20 protein-coding genes and 2 tRNA genes are annotated in these 19,809 nt (G+C 62.7%); all 22 read left to right on the forward strand.

Annotation, left to right across the window (positions count from 1 at the left end; genetic code table 11):
• The first annotated feature begins 2 nt into the window (after window positions 1-2).
• The 22 genes from CJ010_RS06490 (at window position 3) to CJ010_RS06595 (ending at window position 19,689) form a co-directional block, all read left to right on the forward strand.
• A complete protein-coding gene (locus CJ010_RS06490) occupies window positions 3-1,955 on the forward strand; it encodes a bifunctional 3-phosphoshikimate 1-carboxyvinyltransferase/cytidylate kinase (protein WP_141017279.1) in 1,953 nt (650 codons plus the stop codon).
• A 111-nt stretch (window positions 1,956-2,066) separates the two neighbouring features.
• A complete protein-coding gene (gene rpsA / locus CJ010_RS06495; protein WP_141017280.1) occupies window positions 2,067-3,773 on the forward strand; it encodes a 30S ribosomal protein S1 in 1,707 nt (568 codons plus the stop codon).
• 11 nt (window positions 3,774-3,784) lie between these two features.
• Window positions 3,785-4,069, forward strand: a complete 285-nt coding sequence (locus CJ010_RS06500) for an integration host factor subunit beta (RefSeq protein WP_141017281.1) — start codon at window positions 3,785-3,787, stop codon at window positions 4,067-4,069.
• 85 nt (window positions 4,070-4,154) lie between these two features.
• Window positions 4,155-4,460, forward strand: coding sequence for a lipopolysaccharide assembly LapA domain-containing protein (locus CJ010_RS06505; protein WP_141017282.1), 306 nt, complete (start codon window positions 4,155-4,157; stop codon window positions 4,458-4,460).
• A 7-nt stretch (window positions 4,461-4,467) separates the two neighbouring features.
• Window positions 4,468-5,643, forward strand: a complete 1,176-nt coding sequence (gene lapB / locus CJ010_RS06510; RefSeq protein WP_141017283.1) for a lipopolysaccharide assembly protein LapB — start codon at window positions 4,468-4,470, stop codon at window positions 5,641-5,643.
• An 89-nt stretch (window positions 5,644-5,732) separates the two neighbouring features.
• On the forward strand, window positions 5,733-7,055 hold the full coding sequence (locus CJ010_RS06515) for a UDP-glucose/GDP-mannose dehydrogenase family protein (RefSeq protein ID WP_141017284.1): 1,323 nt from the start codon (window positions 5,733-5,735) through the stop codon (window positions 7,053-7,055).
• Window positions 7,056-7,249: 194 nt separating this feature from the next.
• Window positions 7,250-8,140, forward strand: a complete 891-nt coding sequence (gene cysM / locus CJ010_RS06520; protein WP_141017285.1) for a cysteine synthase CysM — start codon at window positions 7,250-7,252, stop codon at window positions 8,138-8,140.
• Complete coding sequence (locus CJ010_RS06525) at window positions 8,103-10,148, forward strand: hypothetical protein (protein ID WP_240794519.1); 2,046 nt, start codon at window positions 8,103-8,105, stop codon at window positions 10,146-10,148. Before cysM ends, CJ010_RS06525 begins: the two co-directional genes overlap by 38 nt.
• A 46-nt stretch (window positions 10,149-10,194) precedes the next feature.
• Window positions 10,195-10,386 (forward strand): hypothetical protein, encoded by a 192-nt coding sequence (locus tag CJ010_RS06530; RefSeq protein WP_141017286.1) that lies wholly within the window; start codon window positions 10,195-10,197, stop codon window positions 10,384-10,386.
• Entirely contained in the window at window positions 10,383-10,793 is a 411-nt protein-coding gene (locus tag CJ010_RS06535) for a YdbL family protein (RefSeq protein WP_141017287.1), read from the forward strand. Before CJ010_RS06530 ends, CJ010_RS06535 begins: the two co-directional genes overlap by 4 nt.
• Window positions 10,793-11,581: a 3'-5' exonuclease gene (locus CJ010_RS06540; protein ID WP_205754967.1), complete on the forward strand. Its 789-nt coding sequence runs from the start codon at window positions 10,793-10,795 to the stop codon at window positions 11,579-11,581. The genes CJ010_RS06535 and CJ010_RS06540 overlap by 1 nt, the downstream gene beginning before the upstream one ends.
• Window positions 11,582-11,628: 47 nt before the next feature.
• Window positions 11,629-11,871 (forward strand): GlsB/YeaQ/YmgE family stress response membrane protein, encoded by a 243-nt coding sequence (locus CJ010_RS06545; protein ID WP_141017288.1) that lies wholly within the window; start codon window positions 11,629-11,631, stop codon window positions 11,869-11,871.
• Window positions 11,872-11,928: 57 nt separating this feature from the next.
• Window positions 11,929-12,005: transfer RNA gene (locus CJ010_RS06550), tRNA-Val, on the forward strand.
• A gap of 197 nt (window positions 12,006-12,202) precedes the next feature.
• Complete coding sequence (thrS, locus tag CJ010_RS06555; protein ID WP_141017289.1) at window positions 12,203-14,119, forward strand: threonine--tRNA ligase; 1,917 nt, start codon at window positions 12,203-12,205, stop codon at window positions 14,117-14,119.
• A 26-nt stretch (window positions 14,120-14,145) separates the two neighbouring features.
• Window positions 14,146-14,670 carry a translation initiation factor IF-3 gene (gene infC / locus CJ010_RS06560; RefSeq protein WP_141017290.1) on the forward strand — a complete coding sequence of 175 codons (525 nt, stop codon included), beginning with the start codon at window positions 14,146-14,148 and terminating at the stop codon, window positions 14,668-14,670.
• Between the two features lie 149 nt (window positions 14,671-14,819).
• On the forward strand, window positions 14,820-15,017 hold the full coding sequence (rpmI, locus tag CJ010_RS06565) for a 50S ribosomal protein L35 (RefSeq protein ID WP_141017291.1): 198 nt from the start codon (window positions 14,820-14,822) through the stop codon (window positions 15,015-15,017).
• A 12-nt stretch (window positions 15,018-15,029) separates the two neighbouring features.
• Window positions 15,030-15,389 (forward strand): 50S ribosomal protein L20, encoded by a 360-nt coding sequence (rplT, locus tag CJ010_RS06570; protein WP_011764816.1) that lies wholly within the window; start codon window positions 15,030-15,032, stop codon window positions 15,387-15,389.
• A gap of 66 nt (window positions 15,390-15,455) precedes the next feature.
• Window positions 15,456-16,487 (forward strand): phenylalanine--tRNA ligase subunit alpha, encoded by a 1,032-nt coding sequence (pheS, locus tag CJ010_RS06575; protein ID WP_141017292.1) that lies wholly within the window; start codon window positions 15,456-15,458, stop codon window positions 16,485-16,487.
• A gap of 6 nt (window positions 16,488-16,493) precedes the next feature.
• Window positions 16,494-18,884 carry a phenylalanine--tRNA ligase subunit beta gene (gene pheT / locus CJ010_RS06580; protein ID WP_141017293.1) on the forward strand — a complete coding sequence of 797 codons (2,391 nt, stop codon included), beginning with the start codon at window positions 16,494-16,496 and terminating at the stop codon, window positions 18,882-18,884.
• On the forward strand, window positions 18,881-19,192 hold the full coding sequence (locus CJ010_RS06585; RefSeq protein WP_011764819.1) for an integration host factor subunit alpha: 312 nt from the start codon (window positions 18,881-18,883) through the stop codon (window positions 19,190-19,192). Before pheT ends, CJ010_RS06585 begins: the two co-directional genes overlap by 4 nt.
• Window positions 19,173-19,553, forward strand: a complete 381-nt coding sequence (locus CJ010_RS06590) for a MerR family transcriptional regulator (RefSeq protein WP_141017294.1) — start codon at window positions 19,173-19,175, stop codon at window positions 19,551-19,553. The genes CJ010_RS06585 and CJ010_RS06590 overlap by 20 nt, the downstream gene beginning before the upstream one ends.
• A 59-nt stretch (window positions 19,554-19,612) precedes the next feature.
• Window positions 19,613-19,689: transfer RNA gene (locus CJ010_RS06595), tRNA-Pro, on the forward strand.
• Window positions 19,690-19,809: the final 120 nt, after the last annotated feature.

The raw sequence follows: 19,809 nt of genomic DNA on the forward strand, positions 1-19,809 counted from the left end.
TCATGGAATTTCTCGATTTGCCGCCCATGCTCGGTGCCCGTGGGCGGGTGCGCCTGCCGGGCTCCAAGAGCATTTCCAACCGCAGCCTGTTGCTGGCGGCGCTCGCCGAAGGCGAGACCGACATCCGCGACCTGCTGGCCTCCGACGACGTGGAGCGCATGCTCGACGCGCTGCGTGCGCTCGGCGTCCAGTGGGAGCGCGAGGGCGACACCGACAACTATCGCGTGCGAGGTGTCGGTGGCCCCTTCCCGGTGAAGTCAGCCGATCTGTTCCTTGGCAACGCCGGCACGGCTTTCCGGCCGCTGACGGCAGCGCTGGCGCTGTCCGGTGGCGAGTACATGCTTTCGGGCGTGGCGCGCATGCACGAGCGCCCGATCGGCGATCTGGTGGATGCTCTGCGGCAGGCTGGTGCCGATATCGAATACACCGGCAACGAGGGCTACCCGCCGCTCCACATTCGTCCGGCGGCGATCCGCCCTGGCGGTGTGCTGAAGGTGCGCGGCGACGTGTCCAGCCAGTTCCTCACGGCACTGCTGATGGCCCTGCCGCTGACGGGCGTCGAGACCTCGATCGAGGTGGTCGGCGAGCTGATCTCCAAGCCTTATATCGCCATCACGCTCGACCTCATGGCGCGCTTCGGCGTGGTGGTCGAGCGCGAGGGCTGGCAGCGTTTCACCGTGCCGGGCGGCGTGCGCTACCGTAGTCCGGGTACGCTTTTCGTCGAGGGCGATGCGTCCTCGGCGTCCTATTTCCTGGCGGCGGGTGCGATCGGCGGCGGGCCGGTGCGGGTCGAAGGCGTGGGGCGGAACAGCATCCAGGGCGACGTACGATTTGCCGATGCGCTTGCGCAATTGGGCGCCAGCATAGAACTGGGCGACAACTGGATCGAGGCGTCGGCACCCGAGGGCGGGCGTCTGAAGGCCTTCGATCTCGATCTCAATCACATTCCGGATGCCGCGATGACGCTGGCGGTGGCGGCGGTGTTCGCCGACGGACCCTGCGTGCTGCGCAACATCGCGAGCTGGCGCGTCAAGGAGACCGACCGGATCGCGGCGATGGCGACCGAACTGCGCAAGGTCGGCGCGGAGGTGGAAGAGGGCGCCGACTACCTCAAGGTCGTTCCGCCGCAAAGCCTGCGCCCGGCGGCGATCGATACCTACGACGATCACCGCGTGGCGATGTGCTTTTCCCTGGTGAGCCTGGGTGGCTGCCGGGTGCGCATCAACGACCCAAAGTGCGTGAACAAGACCTTCCCGACCTATTTCCAGGTGTTCGGCGAGGTCGCTGCGCCGGTGCCGGTCGTCGCGATCGACGGCCCGTCGGCGTCCGGCAAGGGCACGGTAGGCGCGCGCGTGGCCGAGGCGCTGGGCTGGCATCACCTCGACAGCGGTTCGCTCTACCGCATCGTGGCGCTCGCCGCGCTGCGCGCCGGGGTGGATCTGGGGGACGAAGAGCGGGTGGCTGCGATTGCAGCAGCCCTGCCGGCGCGCTTCGAGCAGGAGCGGGTCTGGCTTGAGGGGGAGGATGTTACGGACGTCATCCGCAGCGAGACGTGTTCCAGTGGCGCGTCCAAGGTTGCGGTGCTGCCTGCGGTGCGCGCCGCGCTGCTCGACCGCCAGCGCGACTACCGCGCGGGGCCGGGTCTGGTTGCCGAGGGGCGCGACATGGGGTCGGTGGTCTTCGCCGATGCCTCCGTGAAGATCTTCCTTACCGCTTCCGTCGAGGCGCGTGCCGAACGCCGTTATAAGCAGTTGATCGACAAGGGTTTGCCTGCTAACATGGAAAGCCTTATGCAGGATTTGCGGGAGCGGGATGCGCGCGATGCGGCCCGTGCCGTTGCACCCTTGCAGAAGTTGCCGGATGCGGCCTTGCTCGATACGACCTCCATGGATGCCGAGCAGGCCGTTGCTTTCGTGCTCGATCGTGTTCGGGAACGGGGGCTTGCGGGGCGCTGAGCGCTCCGCCAACGGCCGAAGCGTCGCATGCGGGAGCAGGTGCTCTGCGCGTGCTTTTTTTCAATTATCACTGAACGCCGTCCTTCGGGCCGGTGCCGGGTTCTTTCCTTTATGTCCACTGCCACCCCTGTTTCCTTCGAAGAAAGCTTTGCCGCCCTTTTCGAGGAAAGCCTTGCCCTTCAAGAAATGCGCACCGGTGAAGTCATCACCGCCGAAGTCGTGCGCATCGACCAGAACTTCGTCGTCGTCAACGCCGGCCTGAAGTCCGAAAGCTACGTCCCGCTCGACGAGTTCCGCAACGACCGCGGCGAACTCGAAGTCAATCCGGGCGACTTCATCCACGTCGCCATCGAAGCGCTGGAAGACGGCTACGGCGAAACCCGCCTGTCGCGCGACAAGGCCAAGCGCATCGCCGCCTGGAACGACCTCGAGAAGGCGCTCAACGAAGGTACGCTGGTCAAGGGCGTGATTTCCGGTCGCGTCAAGGGTGGCCTCACCGTCATGACCAACAGCATCCGTGCCTTCCTGCCGGGTTCGCTGGTCGACATGCGTCCGGTCAAGGACACCTCGCCGTACGAAGGCAAGGAATACGAATTCAAGGTCATCAAGCTCGATCGCAAGCGCAACAACGTGGTCGTGTCGCGCCGTGCCGTGCTCGAAGAGTCCATGGGCGAAGAGCGTCAGAAGCTGCTTGAAAACCTCAAGGAAGGCACTGTCGTCAAGGGCGTGGTCAAGAACATCACCGACTACGGCGCGTTCGTGGATCTCGGCGGCATCGACGGCCTGCTGCACATCACCGACCTGGCCTGGCGTCGCGTGCGTCACCCGTCGGAAGTGCTCAACGTCGGCGACGAAATCGAAGCCAAGGTGCTCAAGTTCGACCAGGAAAAGAACCGTGTTTCCCTGGGCCTCAAGCAGCTCGGCGAAGATCCGTGGGTCGGCATCTCCCGCCGTTATCCGCAGGGTACCCGCCTGTTCGGCAAGGTCACCAACATCACCGACTACGGCGCGTTCGTTGAAGTCGAGCAGGGCATCGAAGGTCTGGTCCACGTGTCCGAAATGGACTGGACCAACAAGAACATCCACCCGACCAAGGTTGTCCAGCTGGGCGACGAGGTCGAAGTGATGATCCTCGAGATCGACGAAGACCGTCGCCGTATCTCCCTGGGCATGAAGCAGTGCGCCTCCAACCCGTGGGACGATTTCGCGATCAACCACAAGAAGGGCGACAAGGTTCGCGGCCAGATCAAGTCGATCACCGACTTCGGCGTGTTCATCGGCCTGGATGGCGGCATCGACGGCCTGGTTCACCTGTCCGACCTGTCCTGGAGCGAGTCCGGCGAAGACGCCGTGCGCAAGTTCAAGAAGGGCGACGAGGTCGAGGCCGTCGTGCTGGCCATCGACGTCGAACGCGAGCGCATCTCGCTGGGCATCAAGCAGCTCGAAGGCGATCCGTACACCAATTTCATCGCCACCCACGAGAAGAACAGCCTCGTGCGCGGTACCGTGAAGTCGGTGGATGCCCGCGGCGCCGTGATCGGTCTGGGTGATGAGGTTGAAGGTTACCTGCGCGCTTCCGAAGCTGCTCCGCACCGTGTCGACGACCTCACCACGATGCTCAAGGAAGGCGACGAGCTCGAGCTGATGATCATCAACGTCGATCGCAAGACCCGCTCGATCAACCTGTCCATCCGTGCGAAGGATCAGGCCGAACAGTCCGAAGCCATGCAGAAGCTGGCCTCGGAGAGCTCCGCTGCCTCCGGTACCACCAACCTCGGTGCGCTGCTCAAGGCCAAGCTGAACGAGCAAAAGCAGTAATCTGGCCGATCATGACCAAATCGGAGCTGATTGCTCAGCTTGCGGCACGTTTTCCGCAGCTGGTTGCAAAGGATGCCGATTACGCGGTCAAGATGATCCTCGATGCGATGTCCGACGCCCTGGCGCGTGGGGATCGTATCGAGATCCGCGGTTTTGGAAGCTTTGCGCTTAATTACCGACCGCCTCGCGTCGGGCGTAATCCCAAGTCCGGCGAGAAGGTGCACGTTCCTGAGAAATACGTTCCGCACTTCAAAGCGGGCAAGGAATTGCGGGAGCGTGTCGATATCAGCGGATGACCGCACGGTAATCGGATGTATCGGATGTGGAAGGCGGCTTAGGCCGCCTTCTTTTTTGCCATCTGCTCGGAGATAATGCCGACCCATGCGCATCGTGATGTGGTTGCTTCGCTTCCTGCTGTTCTTCCTGCTCTTCGGGTTCGCGGTCAAGAATGACCATCTCGCGAGCCTGAGATTCTTCTTTGGCGGGGAGTGGCAGCTGCCCGTGGTGTTCGTCATCCTCGTCAGCTTTTCCGCTGGTGCGCTGCTCGGCGTGACGGCGACTTTTGCCTCTCTGCTGCGACAGCGACGCGAGATATCGCGGCTGCGCAAGCAGCTCGCACGTGCGGAACGGGCGCCGACGGATGCTGCTCCGCCGACGGCCGTGGCCCAGGCACCGGAAACCCTTTAAGAAGAATATGGAAATCGAGTTCTGGTGGCTGCTCGCGCTGCCCCTTTTCTTTGCGCTCGGCTGGCTGGCCGCGCGTATCGACATCCGCCAGGTTGTGCAGGAGTCGAGGGCATTGCCGCGCTCCTATCTGGCCGGTCTGAACTTCCTGCTCAATGAGCAGCCGGATAGGGCGATCGACTCCTTTATCGAGGCGGTACGCATCGACCCTCAGACCATCGAGCTGCATTTCGCCCTCGGCAGCCTGTTTCGGCGGCGGGGGGAGACCGACAGGGCGATCCGTCTCCATCAACTGCTGGTCGATCGCGATGACCTTTCCGAAGACCAGCGTCTGCAGGCGCTGGGGGAACTCGGTCAGGACTTCCTCAAGGCCGGCCTGCTCGACCGCGCTGAAGCGGTGTTCCTGAAGCTGCGCGGCACCCGTGCGGACGACGTTGCGTTGCGCTATTTGCTCGAGATCTACCAGCAGGAAAAGGATTGGGTGAAAGCCATCGAAGTCGCCGCTGCCCTGCCCGACCACGAGGGCGTGATGTGGCGCAAGGATGTCGCAAGCTTTCATTGCGAACTGGCGACTTCCGCGCTGGCGAACTCCCGCTTCGACGAGGTGCGTCGCCACGTGGATGCAGCCCTTGCGATCAATCGCCGCTGCGTGCGGGCAAGCCTGATCGAAGGCGACCTTTTTGCCGCTCAGGGCAAGGACGAAGAGGCGCTGGAAGCGTGGAAGCGCATCGAGAGCCAGGATCCGGTCTACCTCGCGCTCGCCGCCGAGCGGGTGATGGACGCCTACGGTCGGCTCGGCCGGGTCGAGCAAGGCCACATGTTGCTGAGGTCGTGGCTGGAGCGCCATGCGTCGCTGGATCTGCTCGATGAACTCTTCCAGTGGGAGATCGAGAAGCTCGGGCCCAAGGCCGCCTACGATCTGGTGCGCGAGGAACTGCGACGCAATCCGACACTGCTTGGACTCGACAAGCTGCTCGAGGCGGCTCTGTTGGCCGCGCCGGCCGAGCAGCGCGGCGACATCGAGCTGGTCAAGCAACTCATTCATGGCCATACGCGCAAGGTGGCGCGCTACCGTTGCGACGCCTGCGGCTTCAAGGCACGGCAGTTCCACTGGCATTGCCCCGCCTGCGGTGGTTGGGAAACTTACCCGCCGCGGCGTACCGAAGAGTTCGATCTCGAGCCCTGAGGGGCCTCGCCGCCTGTCATCTTACTGCCTCAGAGTGAACCAACGGGTGCATGCCCGGACGACGGAATACATCGAGAATCGGGGGATTCATGAAGGTTACTGTAGTCGGGACCGGCTATGTCGGGCTGGTAAGCGGTGCGTGTCTTGCCGACGTCGGCAACGATGTGTTGTGCCTGGATGTGGATCCCGCCAAGATCCGCGTGCTCGAGCAGGGAGGGATCCCGATTCACGAACCGGGCCTGCTGGAGGTGGTTCGGCGCAACGTCGCCGCCGGCCGCCTGTCCTTCACCACCGATGTCGAGCGTGCCGCACGGCATGGCACGGTCCAGTTCATCGCCGTCGGTACGCCGCCGGATGAAGATGGATCGGCCGATCTGCAGTACGTGCTCGCCGCTGCCCGCAATATCGGCCGCCACATGGACGCCTACCGTGTGGTCGTGGACAAATCCACGGTACCGGTCGGCACTGGCGACAAGGTAAGGGCGGCGATTGCCGAGGAACTGGCGGCGCGTGGCAGCGAACTTCCGTTCAGCGTCGTCTCCAACCCTGAATTCCTGAAGGAGGGGGCCGCGGTTGAGGATTTCATGCGGCCCGACCGCATCATCGTCGGCGCCGAGGACGAGCGTGCGATCGAATTCATGCGACAGCTTTACGGCCCCTTCCAGCGCAACCACGAGAGGCTGCTGGTGATGGATGTGCGCAGTGCCGAGCTCACCAAATACGCGGCCAATGCGATGCTGGCGACGCGCATCAGTTTCATGAACGAACTCGCCAATCTGGCGGAAACGCTGGGCGCCGACATCGAACTGGTGCGCCAGGGTATCGGCTCCGATCCACGCATCGGCTGGCACTTTCTATACGCAGGTTGCGGTTACGGCGGTTCGTGCTTCCCGAAGGACGTCAAGGCGCTGGTGCGCACCGGACAAGAGAACGGCCATAACCTGGTGCTGCTCAACGCGGTGGAGGAAGCCAACGACGCGCAGAAGCTGCGCCTGGTCGACAAGATCGTCGCGCGCTTCGGCGAGGACTTGTCCGGTCGCCACTTCGCCGTCTGGGGACTTGCGTTCAAGCCGAATACCGATGATATGCGCGAGGCGCCGAGCCGGGTCATCCTGGCCGAGCTTTTCCGTCGGGGAGCGACGGTACAAGCCTACGACCCGGTGGCGATGGACGAGGCGCGCCGCATTTTCGGCGACGAGGCGCGTCTAAGCTACGTCGAGCGCCCGATGGAGGCACTCGATGGTGCCGACGCACTGGTCATCGTGACGGAGTGGAAGGAGTTTCGCAGTCCGGATTTCGAACGTATCCGCAGCAGTCTGCGCCAGCCGGTGGTTTTCGATGGTCGCAACATGTACGACCCGGCGGTGATGCGTTCGGCCGGTATCGATTATCACGGCATCGGCCGACGCTGAGCCGGCGGTCTGTTCCGGATCCGACAGGCGCGTGGGCTTTGCGGCAGGTTTGACAGGCGCTTCGCGCGCTTTCGCGGCGTGGTGAGGCGCGAAAGCCGCTGGCCCGTGGCTTGCATCACTTCCCGGCGACACGCGTTTTCGAAACCGCGTGTCAGGGATTACCATCATTCAATCGAACCGGACGCGTGAAGTTTATGGAATTCAAGACGCTCGAGGACTACGTCGGCAACACGCCGCTGGTGCGGATGAAGCGCATCAACGCCGGACGTAACAACGTCATCCTGGCCAAGCTGGAGGGCAACAACCCAGCCGGTTCGGTGAAGGACAGGCCGGCGCTGTCGATGGTGGTGCATGCCGAGGCCCGCGGCGACATCAAACCGGGTGACACGCTGATCGAAGCGACCAGCGGCAATACCGGGATCGCGCTGGCGATGGCCGCGGCGATGCGCGGTTACCGCATGATTCTCGTCATGCCGGAGAACCAGAGCGTCGAACGTCGGCAGACGATGCGCGCCTTCGGTGCCGAACTGGTGCTGACGCCCAAGGAAGGCGGCATGGAGATGGCGCGCGATGTGGCGGAGAAAATGCGCGACGAGGGCAAGGGCATCATCCTCGACCAGTTCGCCAACCCGGACAACCCGCTGGCGCACTACGAGGGCACCGGCCCAGAACTCTGGGAGCAGACCGGCGGCACCATTACCCACTTCGTCAGCAGCATGGGGACGACGGGCACGATCATGGGGACGTCGCGTTTCCTCAAAGAGAAGAATCCGGAGATACGCATCGTCGGATGCCAGCCGGAAGAGGGGTCGCAGATTCCGGGTATCCGCAAGTGGCCGGAGGCCTACCTGCCGTCGATCTACGACAAGGCACGGGTGGATGTGCTCGAGTACGTCAGTCAGGCCGATGCCGAGGAAATGACGCGCCGTCTGGCGCGCGAGGAAGGCATCTTCGCCGGAATCTCCTCGGGCGGCGCCATGCACGTGGCGCTGCGCATTGCGGCTGAGGTGGAGAATGCGGTGATCGTCACGGTCATCTGCGATCGCGGTGACCGCTATCTCTCGACTGGCGTGTTCCCGGCCTGAGCGCAGTCTTGGGTGCTGCGTCGGCCACTGGCTCGGCGCAGCGCTGCTGCTGTTTGTTCTTCCCTTGGCGTCGGCGCAGGATGCGGTCTCCCTGCGTGTTGACCGGATCTCGCATCCGCTGATTCTGCTGGAGGAACTGCGACTTGACTTCGTCGCAGGCGGCGGGGCCCGGCTGAGCATAGAGCGGGCCAGATTTGGTGGCCAGCGCCTGCGACGACTTCGCCTGGAATGTGGCATTGCCTCCCTGTCGGCCGAGCATGTGAGCTGCCGTGATGGGCGCTTGTGGGTGGGAGGCGCTCGCCGGGCGCTCGAGCTTGAGCTGAGGGTGGATCTGGTGCGTCGTACGGTCGATGTGGCGATCGACGATGGCGGCGGGATACGCCTGAGGGCCAGTCTGGGCTCGGACGGGAGCTTGACGGCGCAGGTCGGGCGCCTCGATCTTGGCGTGGTGGCAGCGTGGCTGCCGGCGCTGCAGGTGTGGCAGGCGGGCGGCGTGTTCAGTGGTGAGCTGCGTTTCCGAAAGATCGCATCGTCAGGGCAATTCACGCTCCGCGGCGAACTCGCCGATGGACGCTTCGGTACGGCGGACGGCCTGCGAGCCGCGGAAAAGCTCGTGGCCAATGTCGCGATAGCGGCGCGTTTCCACGAGGGTGCCTGGTCCTGGTCGGCGGATGCCGAGTGGCGCGCGGGAGCGGCTTACTGGCATCCGTTCTACATTGAGGCTGGCCCGGTGCTGCGGGCCGAGGGGCGGCTGGATGACCGGCGCCTCGAAGTCGCGCTAGCCTCGTTGGCGGTTGAGGGGGTGCGGCAGCTCGCCTTCTCGGCGCGCGTCGATCTTGCCGAGTTCAAGCTCCGGTCTGCCGCCTTGTCCCTGGCCGATGCTGATCTCGCTGTGATTGGCCCGCGCTGGCTGGCGCCGTCGTTGGCACCGGCTGATGGCGAGCGTCTGCACTTCTCAGGCAGCTTGAGTGCTGGCTTGCGGTTCGACGAAGGGATGCTGACTGGCCTCGATCTGGTGCTGGACGCCGCGACGCTCGGCCTGGCCGAGCGTGATCGTGGCGAGCTTCTTCACTTCGGGCCGGTGAGCGGCCATTTGCCATGGCAGCGCGGCTGTCGGTCGCAGGCGCATTTCGATGTCGATGGAGGACGCTGGCAAGGTCTCGCGCTCGGGGCTTTCGTCCTGGGGCTCCGCCTGGATGACGACCAGCTGCAGTTCGATCGCATTCGCATCCCCGTACTCGATGGAGCGCTTGAGCTCGACGGCCTCAAGCTGCGACGTGATGCGGGTGCGTGGGAGGGATCCGGTGCCGTGGTGCTCGAGCCGATTTCCATGTCGCAGCTCACCGCAGCGCTCGGATTGCCGGAGATGCGTGGCGTCCTGGCGGCGTCCATGCCCGGCCTGCGTTTACGGCCGGGGGAGATTGCGCTCGACGGCGCCCTGGTGATATCTGTGTTCGGTGGCTATCTGCAGGCGACCGGTCTGCGTGTGCGCGAGGCTTTCGGCGTCGCGTCGCACCTGTCCGCCGACGTGGAGCTGCGGCATCTCGATCTCGGCTTGCTGACCGAGACCTTCAGTTTTGGCAACATGACCGGCTACATCGATGCAGACATCCGCGGCCTGGAGCTGGCGAACTGGCAACCGGTCCGTTTCGATGCCCGCATCGCCAGCAGTGCGGGCAGTTATCCGCGGCGCATCAGTCAGCGTGCGGTGCAGAACATCGGGGCACTCGGCGGCACAGGCGGGATGACTGCGCTACAGCGTGGCCTGTTCGGCCTGTTCGATACCTTCGGCTACAGCGAGATCGGGTTTCGCTGTGTACTCGACCGCGATGTGTGTCTTATGGACGGGATCGACGGACAGCGCGCAGACGGCGGATTCGTGATCGTGCGGGGCGGCGGCGTCCCCGCGCTGGATGTCATCGGCTACAATCGACACGTCGCCTGGAGGGAGCTGATTGCGCGCCTGCGTCGAGTGCTGGCCGAGAATGTCGCTCCGGTCGTGCGCTGAGCGGCGTCCTCCGCGACCGCTGTTCGCCAACTGCCCAGGAGTATCGATGATTCGCCTGTTGCGTGCGATGGTCGTCCTGATGCCGCTGCTCGCAGTCTCGGCCTGCGTCACCATCAACATCTATTTCCCGGCGGCGGCTGCCGAGAAGGCGGCCGATCGCATCATCGACGAAGTCTGGCAATTGCGCGAGGGGCCGGACGTGCCGTCGAGGTCGCCGACGGAGGAGTCCAAACCATGAAGTTGTCCCAAGCGCTGGGGGCTGTCGCCCTCGTGCTCGCTGCTCATGCCTTCGCCCAGAGCAATCTGGACATCGATTCGCCGGCGATCACCGCGTTGAAAGCATCGATGCAGCAGCGTCATGCCCAGCTGGCGCCGCTGTATGCAGCCGGGGCGGTCGGGTTGGCGGCGGACGGTTCGGTCGCCCTGCGCGACGCGTCCGGCGTGCCGTTGCCGCAGCGCGGCCAGGTGAATGCCCTGGTCGCAGCGGAGAACGCCGACCGGGCGGCGCTGTACCGCGAGATCGCCCGCGCCAATAGCCATCCGGAGTGGGAGGCAGAGGTGCGCAGCACGTTCGCGCAGCGCTGGATCGAGCGCGCGCAGGCTGGGTGGTGGGTGCAACGCGGCAAGGATTGGGTGAAGAAGTGATGCCGGTGCTGGTGTTCGATATCGAGACGATTCCGGATGTAGCCGGAATCCGCAATCTTCACGATCTACCGCCGGAGCTTTCGGACTACGAGGTCGCCGAGTTCGCTTTTCAGCAGCGGCGGGCGAGCAATGGCACCGATTTCCTGCAGCATCACCTGCAGCGGGTGGTCACGATCTCCTGCGCGTTGCGCGACGCCAACCAGTTTCGCGTGTTCTCGCTGTCCGAGCCGGATGCGACCGAGGCGCAGATCATCCAGCGTTTCTTCGACGGCATCGAGCGCTACACGCCGCAGATCGTATCGTGGAACGGTGGTGGCTTCGATCTCCCGGTGCTGCATTACCGCGGCATGCTGCACGGTGTGTCGGCCCCGCGCTACTGGGATCTGGGCGACGGCGACTACAACGACTCGCGCGATTTCAAGTGGAACAATTACATCAGTCGTTACCACACCCGGCATCTCGACCTGATGGACATGCTTGCGCTCTACCAGCCGCGCGCCAATGCGCCGCTGGACGAGTTGGCCAAGCTCATGGGGTATCCGGGTAAGCTGGGGATGGATGGCTCGGCTGTCTGGCAGGCGTGGCAGGAGGGCAGGATTGCCGAGATCCGCGACTACTGTGAAACCGACGTCGTCAATACCTACCTGGTGTATCTCCGCTTCCAGCGCATGCGCGGGCACCTCGACGCGTTGGCGTGGGCGCAGGAGGTCAAGGTCGTGCGCGATACGCTGGAACGCTTCGAGGCCGAACACTGGAAGGCCTTTCTCGAAGCCTGGCCGGCGGATTGAGCGGATGCCCCCAGGCAGTTGTCATCCATCCAGCGGAGGAGTCGAGCATGTCCATCATTGGAACCATCATCATCGGATTGATCGTCGGCCTGATTGCCAGGTTGCTGCATCCCGGTCGTGACGGCCTGGGCTTGATCATGACCGCTTTGCTAGGCATCGGTGGGGCGATGCTGGCCACCTATGGCGGGCAGTTCCTTGGCATCTATCGCGCAGGGCAAACTGCGGGCTTCATGGGAGCGGTGGTCGGGGCGATCGTGATTCTCTTCATCGTGGCACGTTTGAAGCGCTGAAAAGTAAAAAAACGTTTGACACGTTCCGTAAAGTGCCTATAATTCGCGGCTCTTAGCAGGCGCGTAGCTCAGTTGGTTAGAGCACCACCTTGACATGGTGGGGGTCGTTGGTTCGAGTCCAATCGCGCCTACCAGATTTCTGGAGTAGATCTGAATGTTCCGAACTAGCATCAAGGCCGGAAAATAACAGGTCCGTTCCGCCAGTCTGCTTGAAGAAAAAGTGCGGTCAGACCGCACTTTTTTTTCGTCCACGTTTTGCACCGTCGTTCTTGCCTGCCCGGTTGTCACGCAATCGACCGCTTGTCGAACCCCCGTCCGAGACCCTGAGATCATGCCGAATATCACGCTTCCCGATGGTTCTGTCCGCAGCTTCGATCATCCGGTTACCGTGGCTGACGTCGCTGCGTCCATCGGTGCCGGCTTGGCCAAGGCGGCGCTGGCCGGACGGATCGACGGCAGGTTGGTCGATCTGTCCTGCCGGATCGAATCGGATATCGGGCTGGCCATCGTCACTGACAAGAGTGCAGAGGGACTCGATATCATTCGCCATTCGACGGCTCACCTTCTTGCTCATGCGGTCAAGGAGTTGTTCCCCGATGCGCAGGTGACGATCGGGCCAGTGATCGAGAACGGGTTCTATTACGACTTCTCGTACAAGCGCCCGTTTACGCCGGAGGATCTCGCTGCGATCGAGAAGCGCATGGCCGAACTCGCCAAGCGTGAGCTTCCGGTGGCGCGTGAAGTGTGGGCGCGTGACAAGGCTGTGGCGTTCTTCGAGTCGATCGGTGAGCACTACAAGGCGGAGATCATTGCCTCCATTCCCTCTGGCGAGGATGTATCTCTCTACCGCCAAGGCGATTTCGTCGACCTGTGCCGCGGGCCCCACGTCCCGTCGACCGGTAAGCTCAAGGTGTTCAAGCTGACCAAGCTTGCAGGTGCTTACTGGCGCGGTGATTCCAAGAACGAGATGCTGCAGCGGGTCTACGGCACCGCGTGGGCGAAGAAGGAAGATCTCGACGCCTATCTCCATATGCTGGAGGAGGCTGAGAAACGGGATCACCGCAAGCTCGGTCGTCAGCTCGATCTCTTTCATATCCAGGAAGAGGCGCCGGGCATGGTGTTCTGGCATGCCAAGGGCTGGACTCTCTGGCAGCAGGTCGAACAGTATCTTCGCCAGACCATTGGCCGCCATGGCTACCAGGAAGTGAAGACGCCTCAGATCGTCGATCGTTCGCTTTGGGAGAAGTCAGGTCACTGGGGCATGTACTCCGATCTCATGTTCACCACGCAGTCGGAGAAGCGCGACTACGCGGTAAAGCCGATGAACTGCCCCTGCCACATCCAGATCTTTAACCAGGGCTTGAAGAGCTATCGCGACTTGCCGCTGCGCATGGCGGAATTCGGTTCCTGTCACCGCAACGAACCGTCGGGATCGTTGCACGGCATCATGCGGGTGCGCAATTTTGTGCAGGATGATGCCCACATCTTCTGCACGGACGAGCAGGTGCAGGGCGAGGCGGCGGCCTTCATAGCGTTGTTGCAGAAGGTGTATGCCGACTTCGGATTCCAGGATATACAGATCAAGCTGTCGACCCGGCCGGAGAAGCGAGTCGGCGCCGACGAGCAGTGGGACATGGCCGAGGCTGCGCTGGCGGCAGCCCTCGACGCACAAGGCTTGGTCTACGAGCTCCAGCCGGGCGAGGGTGCGTTCTATGGTCCGAAGATCGAGTTTTCACTCAAGGATTGCCTGAACCGGGTGTGGCAGTGCGGCACGCTGCAGCTGGATTTCAACCTGCCTGTACGTCTCGGTGCGGAGTACGTCGCCGAAGACAACACCAAGAAGTATCCGGTGATGCTGCATCGTGCCATCGTCGGCTCGCTCGAGCGCTTCATCGGCATCCTGATCGAGCATTACGCCGGTGCGATGCCGCTGTGGCTGGCGCCGGTGCATGCGGTGGTGATGAATATCTCCGAAGGCCAGGCTGACTACGCTGCCGACGTTGCCGAGCAGCTCAAGCAGGCCGGTTTCAGGGTCGAGGCTGATTTGCGTAACGAAAAGATTAACTATAAAATCCGCGAACATAGCGTGCACAAGCTACCTTATCAGCTCGTGGTCGGCGAAAAAGAAAAGGCCGCGGGTGTCGTGGCTGTGCGCGTCCGGGGTGGTCAAGACCTTGGCCAACTGTCCCTAGATAAGTTGATCGAACGCTGGAACGGCGAACTGGCTTCGCGCTCCGGTCCGGTCTGATATTGGTTTTCGTGGAGATTTGAACCATCGCTCAAGATAACAAGAAGCAGCGCGTTAACGGGGAGATCAACGCATCGGAAGTGCGTCTGGTCGGTGAAGATGGCGAACAACTCGGCATCGTTTCCCTGAACGCCGCACTGAACGCCGCCGAAGAGGCGGGGCTTGATCTCGTCGAAATCGCACCGATGGCGAAGCCGCCGGTGTGCAAGATCATGGACTTCGGCAAGTTCAAGTATCAGGAGCAGAAGAAGGCCCACGAAGCCCGTTTGAAGCAGAAACAGGTGCAGGTGAAGGAGGTCAAGCTCCGTCCCGGTACCGATGAGAACGACTACCAGATCAAGTTGCGCAATCTGAGGCGCTTTCTGGAAGAAGGTGACAAGTGCAAGGTCACCTTGCGTTTCCGCGGCCGCGAAATGGCGCACCAGGAGTTTGGCCTGCGTCAGCTTGAGCGCGTGAAGGCGGATCTCGAAGAACTTGGCCAGGTCGAGCAGATGCCCAAGATGGAAGGGCGTCAGATGATCATGGTGATAGCGCCGAAGAAGAATCGCTGATTTGGCGATGAAGGAATTGCCCTTGCAGTACCCGGGCAAGACCGCTGCGAAAGGTTGGATCCCCGCAGCGGAATACAAGTGGTGTCAGGTGTAAAACGTGCCGGTTGCTGGCGCTACCTGACGGCATTCATAAACACGGAGTCTTAGCAATGCCCAAGATGAAGACCAAGAGCAGCGCCAAAAAGCGGTTCAAGGTGCGTGCCAGCGGTGGGATCAAGCGGTCCCAGGCGTTCAAGCGCCACATCCTTACCAAGAAGACCACCAAGAGCAAGCGCCAGCTGCGCGGCATGACCGAAGTCCATGCCAGCGACGAGAAGCTGATCCGCGCCATGCTGCCTTACGCTTGATAGGAGACCGCAATGCCCCGAGTTAAACGTGGTGTAACTGCCCGCGCACGTCATAAGAAAGTCCTCGACCAGGCCAAGGGTTACCGCGGCCGCCGCAAGAACGTATACCGCATCGCCAAACAGGCGGTGATGAAGGCCGGTCAGTACGCCTACCGCGACCGTCGTCAGCGCAAGCGCCAGTTCCGAGCCCTGTGGATTGCCCGTATCAATGCGGCCGCCCGCGAGCTGGGCTTGACCTACAGCACCTTCATGAACGGTCTGAAGAAGGCCGCCGTCGAAGTGGACCGCAAAGTCCTGGCCGATCTGGCCGTGTTCGACAAGCCGGCGTTTGCCGCACTCGCCGAGCAAGCCCGGGCCAAACTCGCTGCGTAAGCTGACGCAGCTCGAAAAAAGGAGGCCTGGCCTCCTTTTTTTTTCTGAATACCGGACGTCTTGCAAATGGATAACCTGGATCAACTGGTTCAACAGGCCGAAGCGGAGTTCGCGGCGGCTGCAGACGGCGCTCAGCTCGAGCAGGCGAAAGCACGCTACCTCGGCAAGAGCGGTGCGCTGACGGAGAGGCTCAAGACGCTGGGCAAGCTCGCACCCGAGCAGCGGCGCGAGGCCGGTGCCGCGATCAACCGTGTCAAGGAAGCCATCGAGACGGCGCTGGAGAAGCGTCGCGATGCGTTGCGCGAGGCTGCGCTTCTCGCCCAGCTCGCCGCTGAAGCGCTGGATGTGACCCTGCCCGGGCGCGGTACCGTTGCAGGTGGCCTGCATCCGGTCAGCCGCACGCTCGAACGCATCGAGGCATTGTTCCGTTCGATCGGATTCGTGGTGGCCGATGGGCCCGAGATCGAGACCGACTGGCACAACTTCACCGCGCTCAACACGCCGGAAAATCATCCGGCCCGTTCGATGCACGACACCTTCTACTTGGAAGGGCGTGACGACGTGCTGCTGCGTACCCACACCAGCCCGGTGCAGATCCGCACGATGCTTGACCATGTGAAGCGGCATGCGGATCTGGAGGTGATGCCTGAGATTCGGGTGATCATTCCCGGTCGCGTCTACCGGGTCGACTCCGATGCGACGCATTCGCCGATGTTCCATCAGGTTGAAGGCCTGTGGGTCGGTGAAAAGGTGAGCTTTGCCGACCTCAAGGGCGTGATCGCGGATTTCTTGCGCAAATTCTTCGAAACGGAAGATCTGCAGGTCCGCTTCCGGCCGTCCTTCTTCCCGTTCACCGAGCCGTCGGCTGAGATCGACGTGGCCTTCATGAGTGGAGCCCTCGAAGGGCGCTGGCTGGAAATCGCAGGCTGCGGCATGGTGCATCCCAATGTGTTGCGCTTCGGCGGAATCGATCCAGAGCGCTACACCGGATTCGCTTTCGGCATGGGACCGGACCGTCTGACGATGCTGCGTTACGGCGTGAATGACCTGCGCCTGTTCTTCGAAGGCGACGTGCGCTTCTTGAGCCAATTCAGGTAATCGAACATGCAATTCTCCGAACATTGGTTGCGGACCTTCGTCAATCCGGCGCTCGACAGTCAGGCGCTCGGCCATCTGTTGACCATGGCTGGCCTCGAGGTGGAGGAGGCCGATGCGGTCGCGCCGGCATTCGCCGGTATCGTAGTCGCGCGTATCGTCGAGGCTGAAAAGCATCCGAACGCTGACAAGCTGCGGGTGTGCAAGGTCGATGCGGGCGTCGGCGAGCTGCTCCAGATCGTGTGTGGCGCACCCAACGCGGCGGCGGGTATGAAGGTGCCGTGCGCCCTGGTGGGGGCCGTGCTGCCGGGCGATTTCGCGATCAAGGCTGCGAAGCTGCGCGGCGTGGAGTCCTTTGGCATGCTGTGCTCCGCACGCGAGCTCGGCATCTCGGACGACCATGGCGGGCTGCTCGCATTGCCCGAGGAGGCGCCGATCGGGCAGGACATTCGCGCGTATCTTGGCCTTGACGACACGCTCTTCACGATCAAGCTGACGCCGAATCGGGCCGACTGTCTCAGTCTGTCAGGGGTCGCCCGCGAGGTCGCGGCGATTACCGGCATGCCGCTCCAGCTGCCTGCGATAGCGCCGGTGCCCCCGACGATAGACGCACGCCGTGGCATCGTGCTCGATGCGCCGCATGCCTGCCCGCGGTACTGCGGACGGATACTACGCGGTGTCGACGCCAAGGCGCCGACGCCCGACTGGATGAAGCGGCGTCTGCAGCGCAGTGGGCTTCGTGCAATTAGCGCGCTGGTCGACATTACCAATTACGTCATGCTCGAACTCGGTCAACCCTTGCACGCGTTCGACGATGCCCGTCTGCACGGCTCAATCCATGTCCGCATGCCGGTTGACGGTGAGCAGGTGCTTTTGCTCAACGAGCAAACCATAACGCCTGCGGCCGATACCTTGCTGATCGCCGATGACGCTCGTGCGCTGGCTTTGGCCGGCATCATGGGTGGAGAGGAAAGCGGCATCACGCTGGAAACGACGGAAGTATTTCTTGAGAGCGCGTTCTTCGCTCCCGACGCGATCGCCGGGCGTGCGCGCAGCTACGGTTTCTCGTCGGATGCGTCGCATCGCTTCGAGCGCGGCGTGGACTTCGCTTTGCCTCCGCTTGCGATCGAGCGAGCCACTCGGCTGATCCTCGACATCTGTGGCGGTCAGGCCGGGCCGGTTATCGAGGCTTTGGCGCAGGACCAACTGCCGGTACGTCCGGCGGTGCGCCTGCGGCCGGCGCGGGCGCGCCGCCTGCTTGGCATCAGCCTGGATGATGCGGCGATGCAGTCCCTGCTGGAGCGGGTGCATCTGAGCGTCATCCGTGACGGCGCGGACTTGCTGGTGACGCCGCCCTCGTTCCGTTTCGACATCGAGATCGAAGAGGATCTGATCGAGGAACTGGCGCGCCTGCACGGCTACGACAATATCCCGGCGATCGCACCCCAGGGTGGATTGATGATGATCGAGAGGACGGAGTCGGCACGGTCTGCATGGACGGTGCGCCACCTGATTGCTGGTCGCGGTTATCAGGAGGTGGTCAATTTCGCATTTGTTGATGAAGCGTGGGAGCGCGATTTCTGCGCCAACGACTCCCCGATCCGCCTGGCCAATCCAATTGCCAGCCAGATGAGTGTGATGCGGTCGAGTCTCATCCCAGGCCTCGCGGCCAATCTGGTGACCAACCGCAAGCGCCAGCAGAACCGGGTGCGGGTATTCGAGATCGGTCGCTGTTTCGAGCGTAAGGCTGATGGCACGCCGGTGTCCGGCTTCCATCAGCCCGTGCGCGTGGCTGCGCTCGCGGCCGGTACCGTCGTGCCTGAGCAATGGGGTGAAAAGGACCGACAGGTCGATTTCTTTGATGTGAAGGGTGATCTCGAAGCCTTGTTCGCGCCGCGCCGACTGGCCTTCGAGCCGGTCTCCCATCCCGCCCTGCATCCCGGGCGAGCCGCGGCGGTCCTGCTTGACGGCCGACATGTCGGTCTGGTCGGCGAGCTTCACCCGGTGTGGGTGCAGCGGTACGACCTCGGCAGTGCGCCGGTGGTGTTCGAAGTGGAACTGGAGGCTGCTCTTGGAACGTGCCTGCCGGAGTGCGCCGAGGTGTCGAAGATGCCGGCGGTGACGCGCGATCTGGCCTTGGTCGTTGCGGTGGATGTGCCTGTGGCCCGCATGCTGGCCGTGCTGAACGAGGCGGCAACGCCTGTCGTTCGCGAGATTGCGCTGTTCGATCTTTATCATGGTAAAGGCATTGATCCGGACAAGAAGAGCCTTGCTTTCAGGGTGTTGATGCAAGATACTCATCGGACTCTTGAAGATGCCGAGGTTGATGCCGCTGTGGCAGCGCTTGTGCAACAGGCCGAGCAAGTTCTCGGCGCGCGACTGCGTGGAGCGGGTGAATGAACGTAACCTTGACGAAGGCTGAGCTGGCCGATTTGCTGTTCGAGCGGGTCGGGCTCAACAAGCGCGAAGCCAAGGACATGGTCGAAGGTTTCTTCGAGGAGATCCGGACGGCGCTCGAACGGGGTGACAGCGTCAAGCTGTCCGGTTTCGGCAACTTTCAGTTGCGCGACAAGCCGCAACGTCCGGGGCGCAATCCCAAGACCGGCGAAGAAATCCCGATCACGGCAAGACGGGTGGTCACCTTTCACGCCAGCCAGAAACTGAAGGCCGCTGTGGAGCAACTCAGCGATGCAAGCAAGCAGCCCTGAAGCCGATGAAGCCGCGCTGCCGCCGATACCGGCCAAGCGCTATTTCACAATCGGCGAGGTGAGCGAATTGTGCGGAGTCAAGCCGCACGTGCTGCGATACTGGGAGCAGGAGTTTACCCAGCTCAAACCGGTGAAGCGCCGGGGTAATCGCCGCTACTACCAGCATCACGAGGTCTTGTTGATTCGCCGGATTCGTCAGCTGCTCTACAGCGAGGGATTCACCATCTCAGGCGCCCGCAATCGGCTTGGTGAGGCGGATATCCTCCATCGTGAGGAGGTCGAGGAAGTCGAGCGCTACCGTGTTCGCCTCCGCGAACTGCGCGCCGGCATCCAGGATGTTCTTGCGACGCTGAAGAGTTGAACGGAAGTAGCGAACGGTACTGGCAATCGATCGAAAAATTGCTATAATGCGCGCTTAGTCGGGGCGTAGCGCAGCCTGGTAGCGCACTTGCATGGGGTGCAAGGGGTCGCGAGTTCGAATCCCGCCGCCCCGACCATTGATTCGAGAACAAGGCCAGTCGAAAGATTGGCCTTGTTTTTTTCCGTGCGCCATTTTTGTATGCATCTGAACTGACCAGGAATGCGGGTCAGCCGCATAACCGGGTGCTTACGCTGGC

This window comes from Azoarcus sp. DD4, assembly GCF_006496635.1.
GTDB lineage: Bacteria > Pseudomonadota > Gammaproteobacteria > Burkholderiales > Rhodocyclaceae > Azoarcus.

Excerpts from the sequence above, each read along its gene's own strand:
- CJ010_RS06490 (WP_141017279.1), top strand. The coding sequence starts at position 3 with ATGGAATTTCTCGATTTGCCGCCCATGCTCGGTGCCCGTGGGCGGGTG.
- rpsA (WP_141017280.1), top strand. The coding sequence starts at position 2,067 with ATGTCCACTGCCACCCCTGTTTCCTTCGAAGAAAGCTTTGCCGCCCTT.
- CJ010_RS06500 (WP_141017281.1), top strand. The coding sequence starts at position 3,785 with ATGACCAAATCGGAGCTGATTGCTCAGCTTGCGGCACGTTTTCCGCAG.
- CJ010_RS06505 (WP_141017282.1), top strand. The coding sequence starts at position 4,155 with ATGCGCATCGTGATGTGGTTGCTTCGCTTCCTGCTGTTCTTCCTGCTC.
- lapB (WP_141017283.1), top strand. The coding sequence starts at position 4,468 with ATGGAAATCGAGTTCTGGTGGCTGCTCGCGCTGCCCCTTTTCTTTGCG.
- CJ010_RS06515 (WP_141017284.1), top strand. The coding sequence starts at position 5,733 with ATGAAGGTTACTGTAGTCGGGACCGGCTATGTCGGGCTGGTAAGCGGT.
- cysM (WP_141017285.1), top strand. The coding sequence starts at position 7,250 with ATGGAATTCAAGACGCTCGAGGACTACGTCGGCAACACGCCGCTGGTG.
- CJ010_RS06530 (WP_141017286.1), top strand. The coding sequence starts at position 10,195 with ATGATTCGCCTGTTGCGTGCGATGGTCGTCCTGATGCCGCTGCTCGCA.
- CJ010_RS06535 (WP_141017287.1), top strand. The coding sequence starts at position 10,383 with ATGAAGTTGTCCCAAGCGCTGGGGGCTGTCGCCCTCGTGCTCGCTGCT.
- CJ010_RS06540 (WP_205754967.1), top strand. The coding sequence starts at position 10,793 with ATGCCGGTGCTGGTGTTCGATATCGAGACGATTCCGGATGTAGCCGGA.
- CJ010_RS06545 (WP_141017288.1), top strand. The coding sequence starts at position 11,629 with ATGTCCATCATTGGAACCATCATCATCGGATTGATCGTCGGCCTGATT.
- thrS (WP_141017289.1), top strand. The coding sequence starts at position 12,203 with ATGCCGAATATCACGCTTCCCGATGGTTCTGTCCGCAGCTTCGATCAT.
- rpmI (WP_141017291.1), top strand. The coding sequence starts at position 14,820 with ATGCCCAAGATGAAGACCAAGAGCAGCGCCAAAAAGCGGTTCAAGGTG.
- rplT (WP_011764816.1), top strand. The coding sequence starts at position 15,030 with ATGCCCCGAGTTAAACGTGGTGTAACTGCCCGCGCACGTCATAAGAAA.
- pheS (WP_141017292.1), top strand. The coding sequence starts at position 15,456 with ATGGATAACCTGGATCAACTGGTTCAACAGGCCGAAGCGGAGTTCGCG.
- pheT (WP_141017293.1), top strand. The coding sequence starts at position 16,494 with ATGCAATTCTCCGAACATTGGTTGCGGACCTTCGTCAATCCGGCGCTC.
- CJ010_RS06585 (WP_011764819.1), top strand. The coding sequence starts at position 18,881 with ATGAACGTAACCTTGACGAAGGCTGAGCTGGCCGATTTGCTGTTCGAG.
- CJ010_RS06590 (WP_141017294.1), top strand. The coding sequence starts at position 19,173 with ATGCAAGCAAGCAGCCCTGAAGCCGATGAAGCCGCGCTGCCGCCGATA.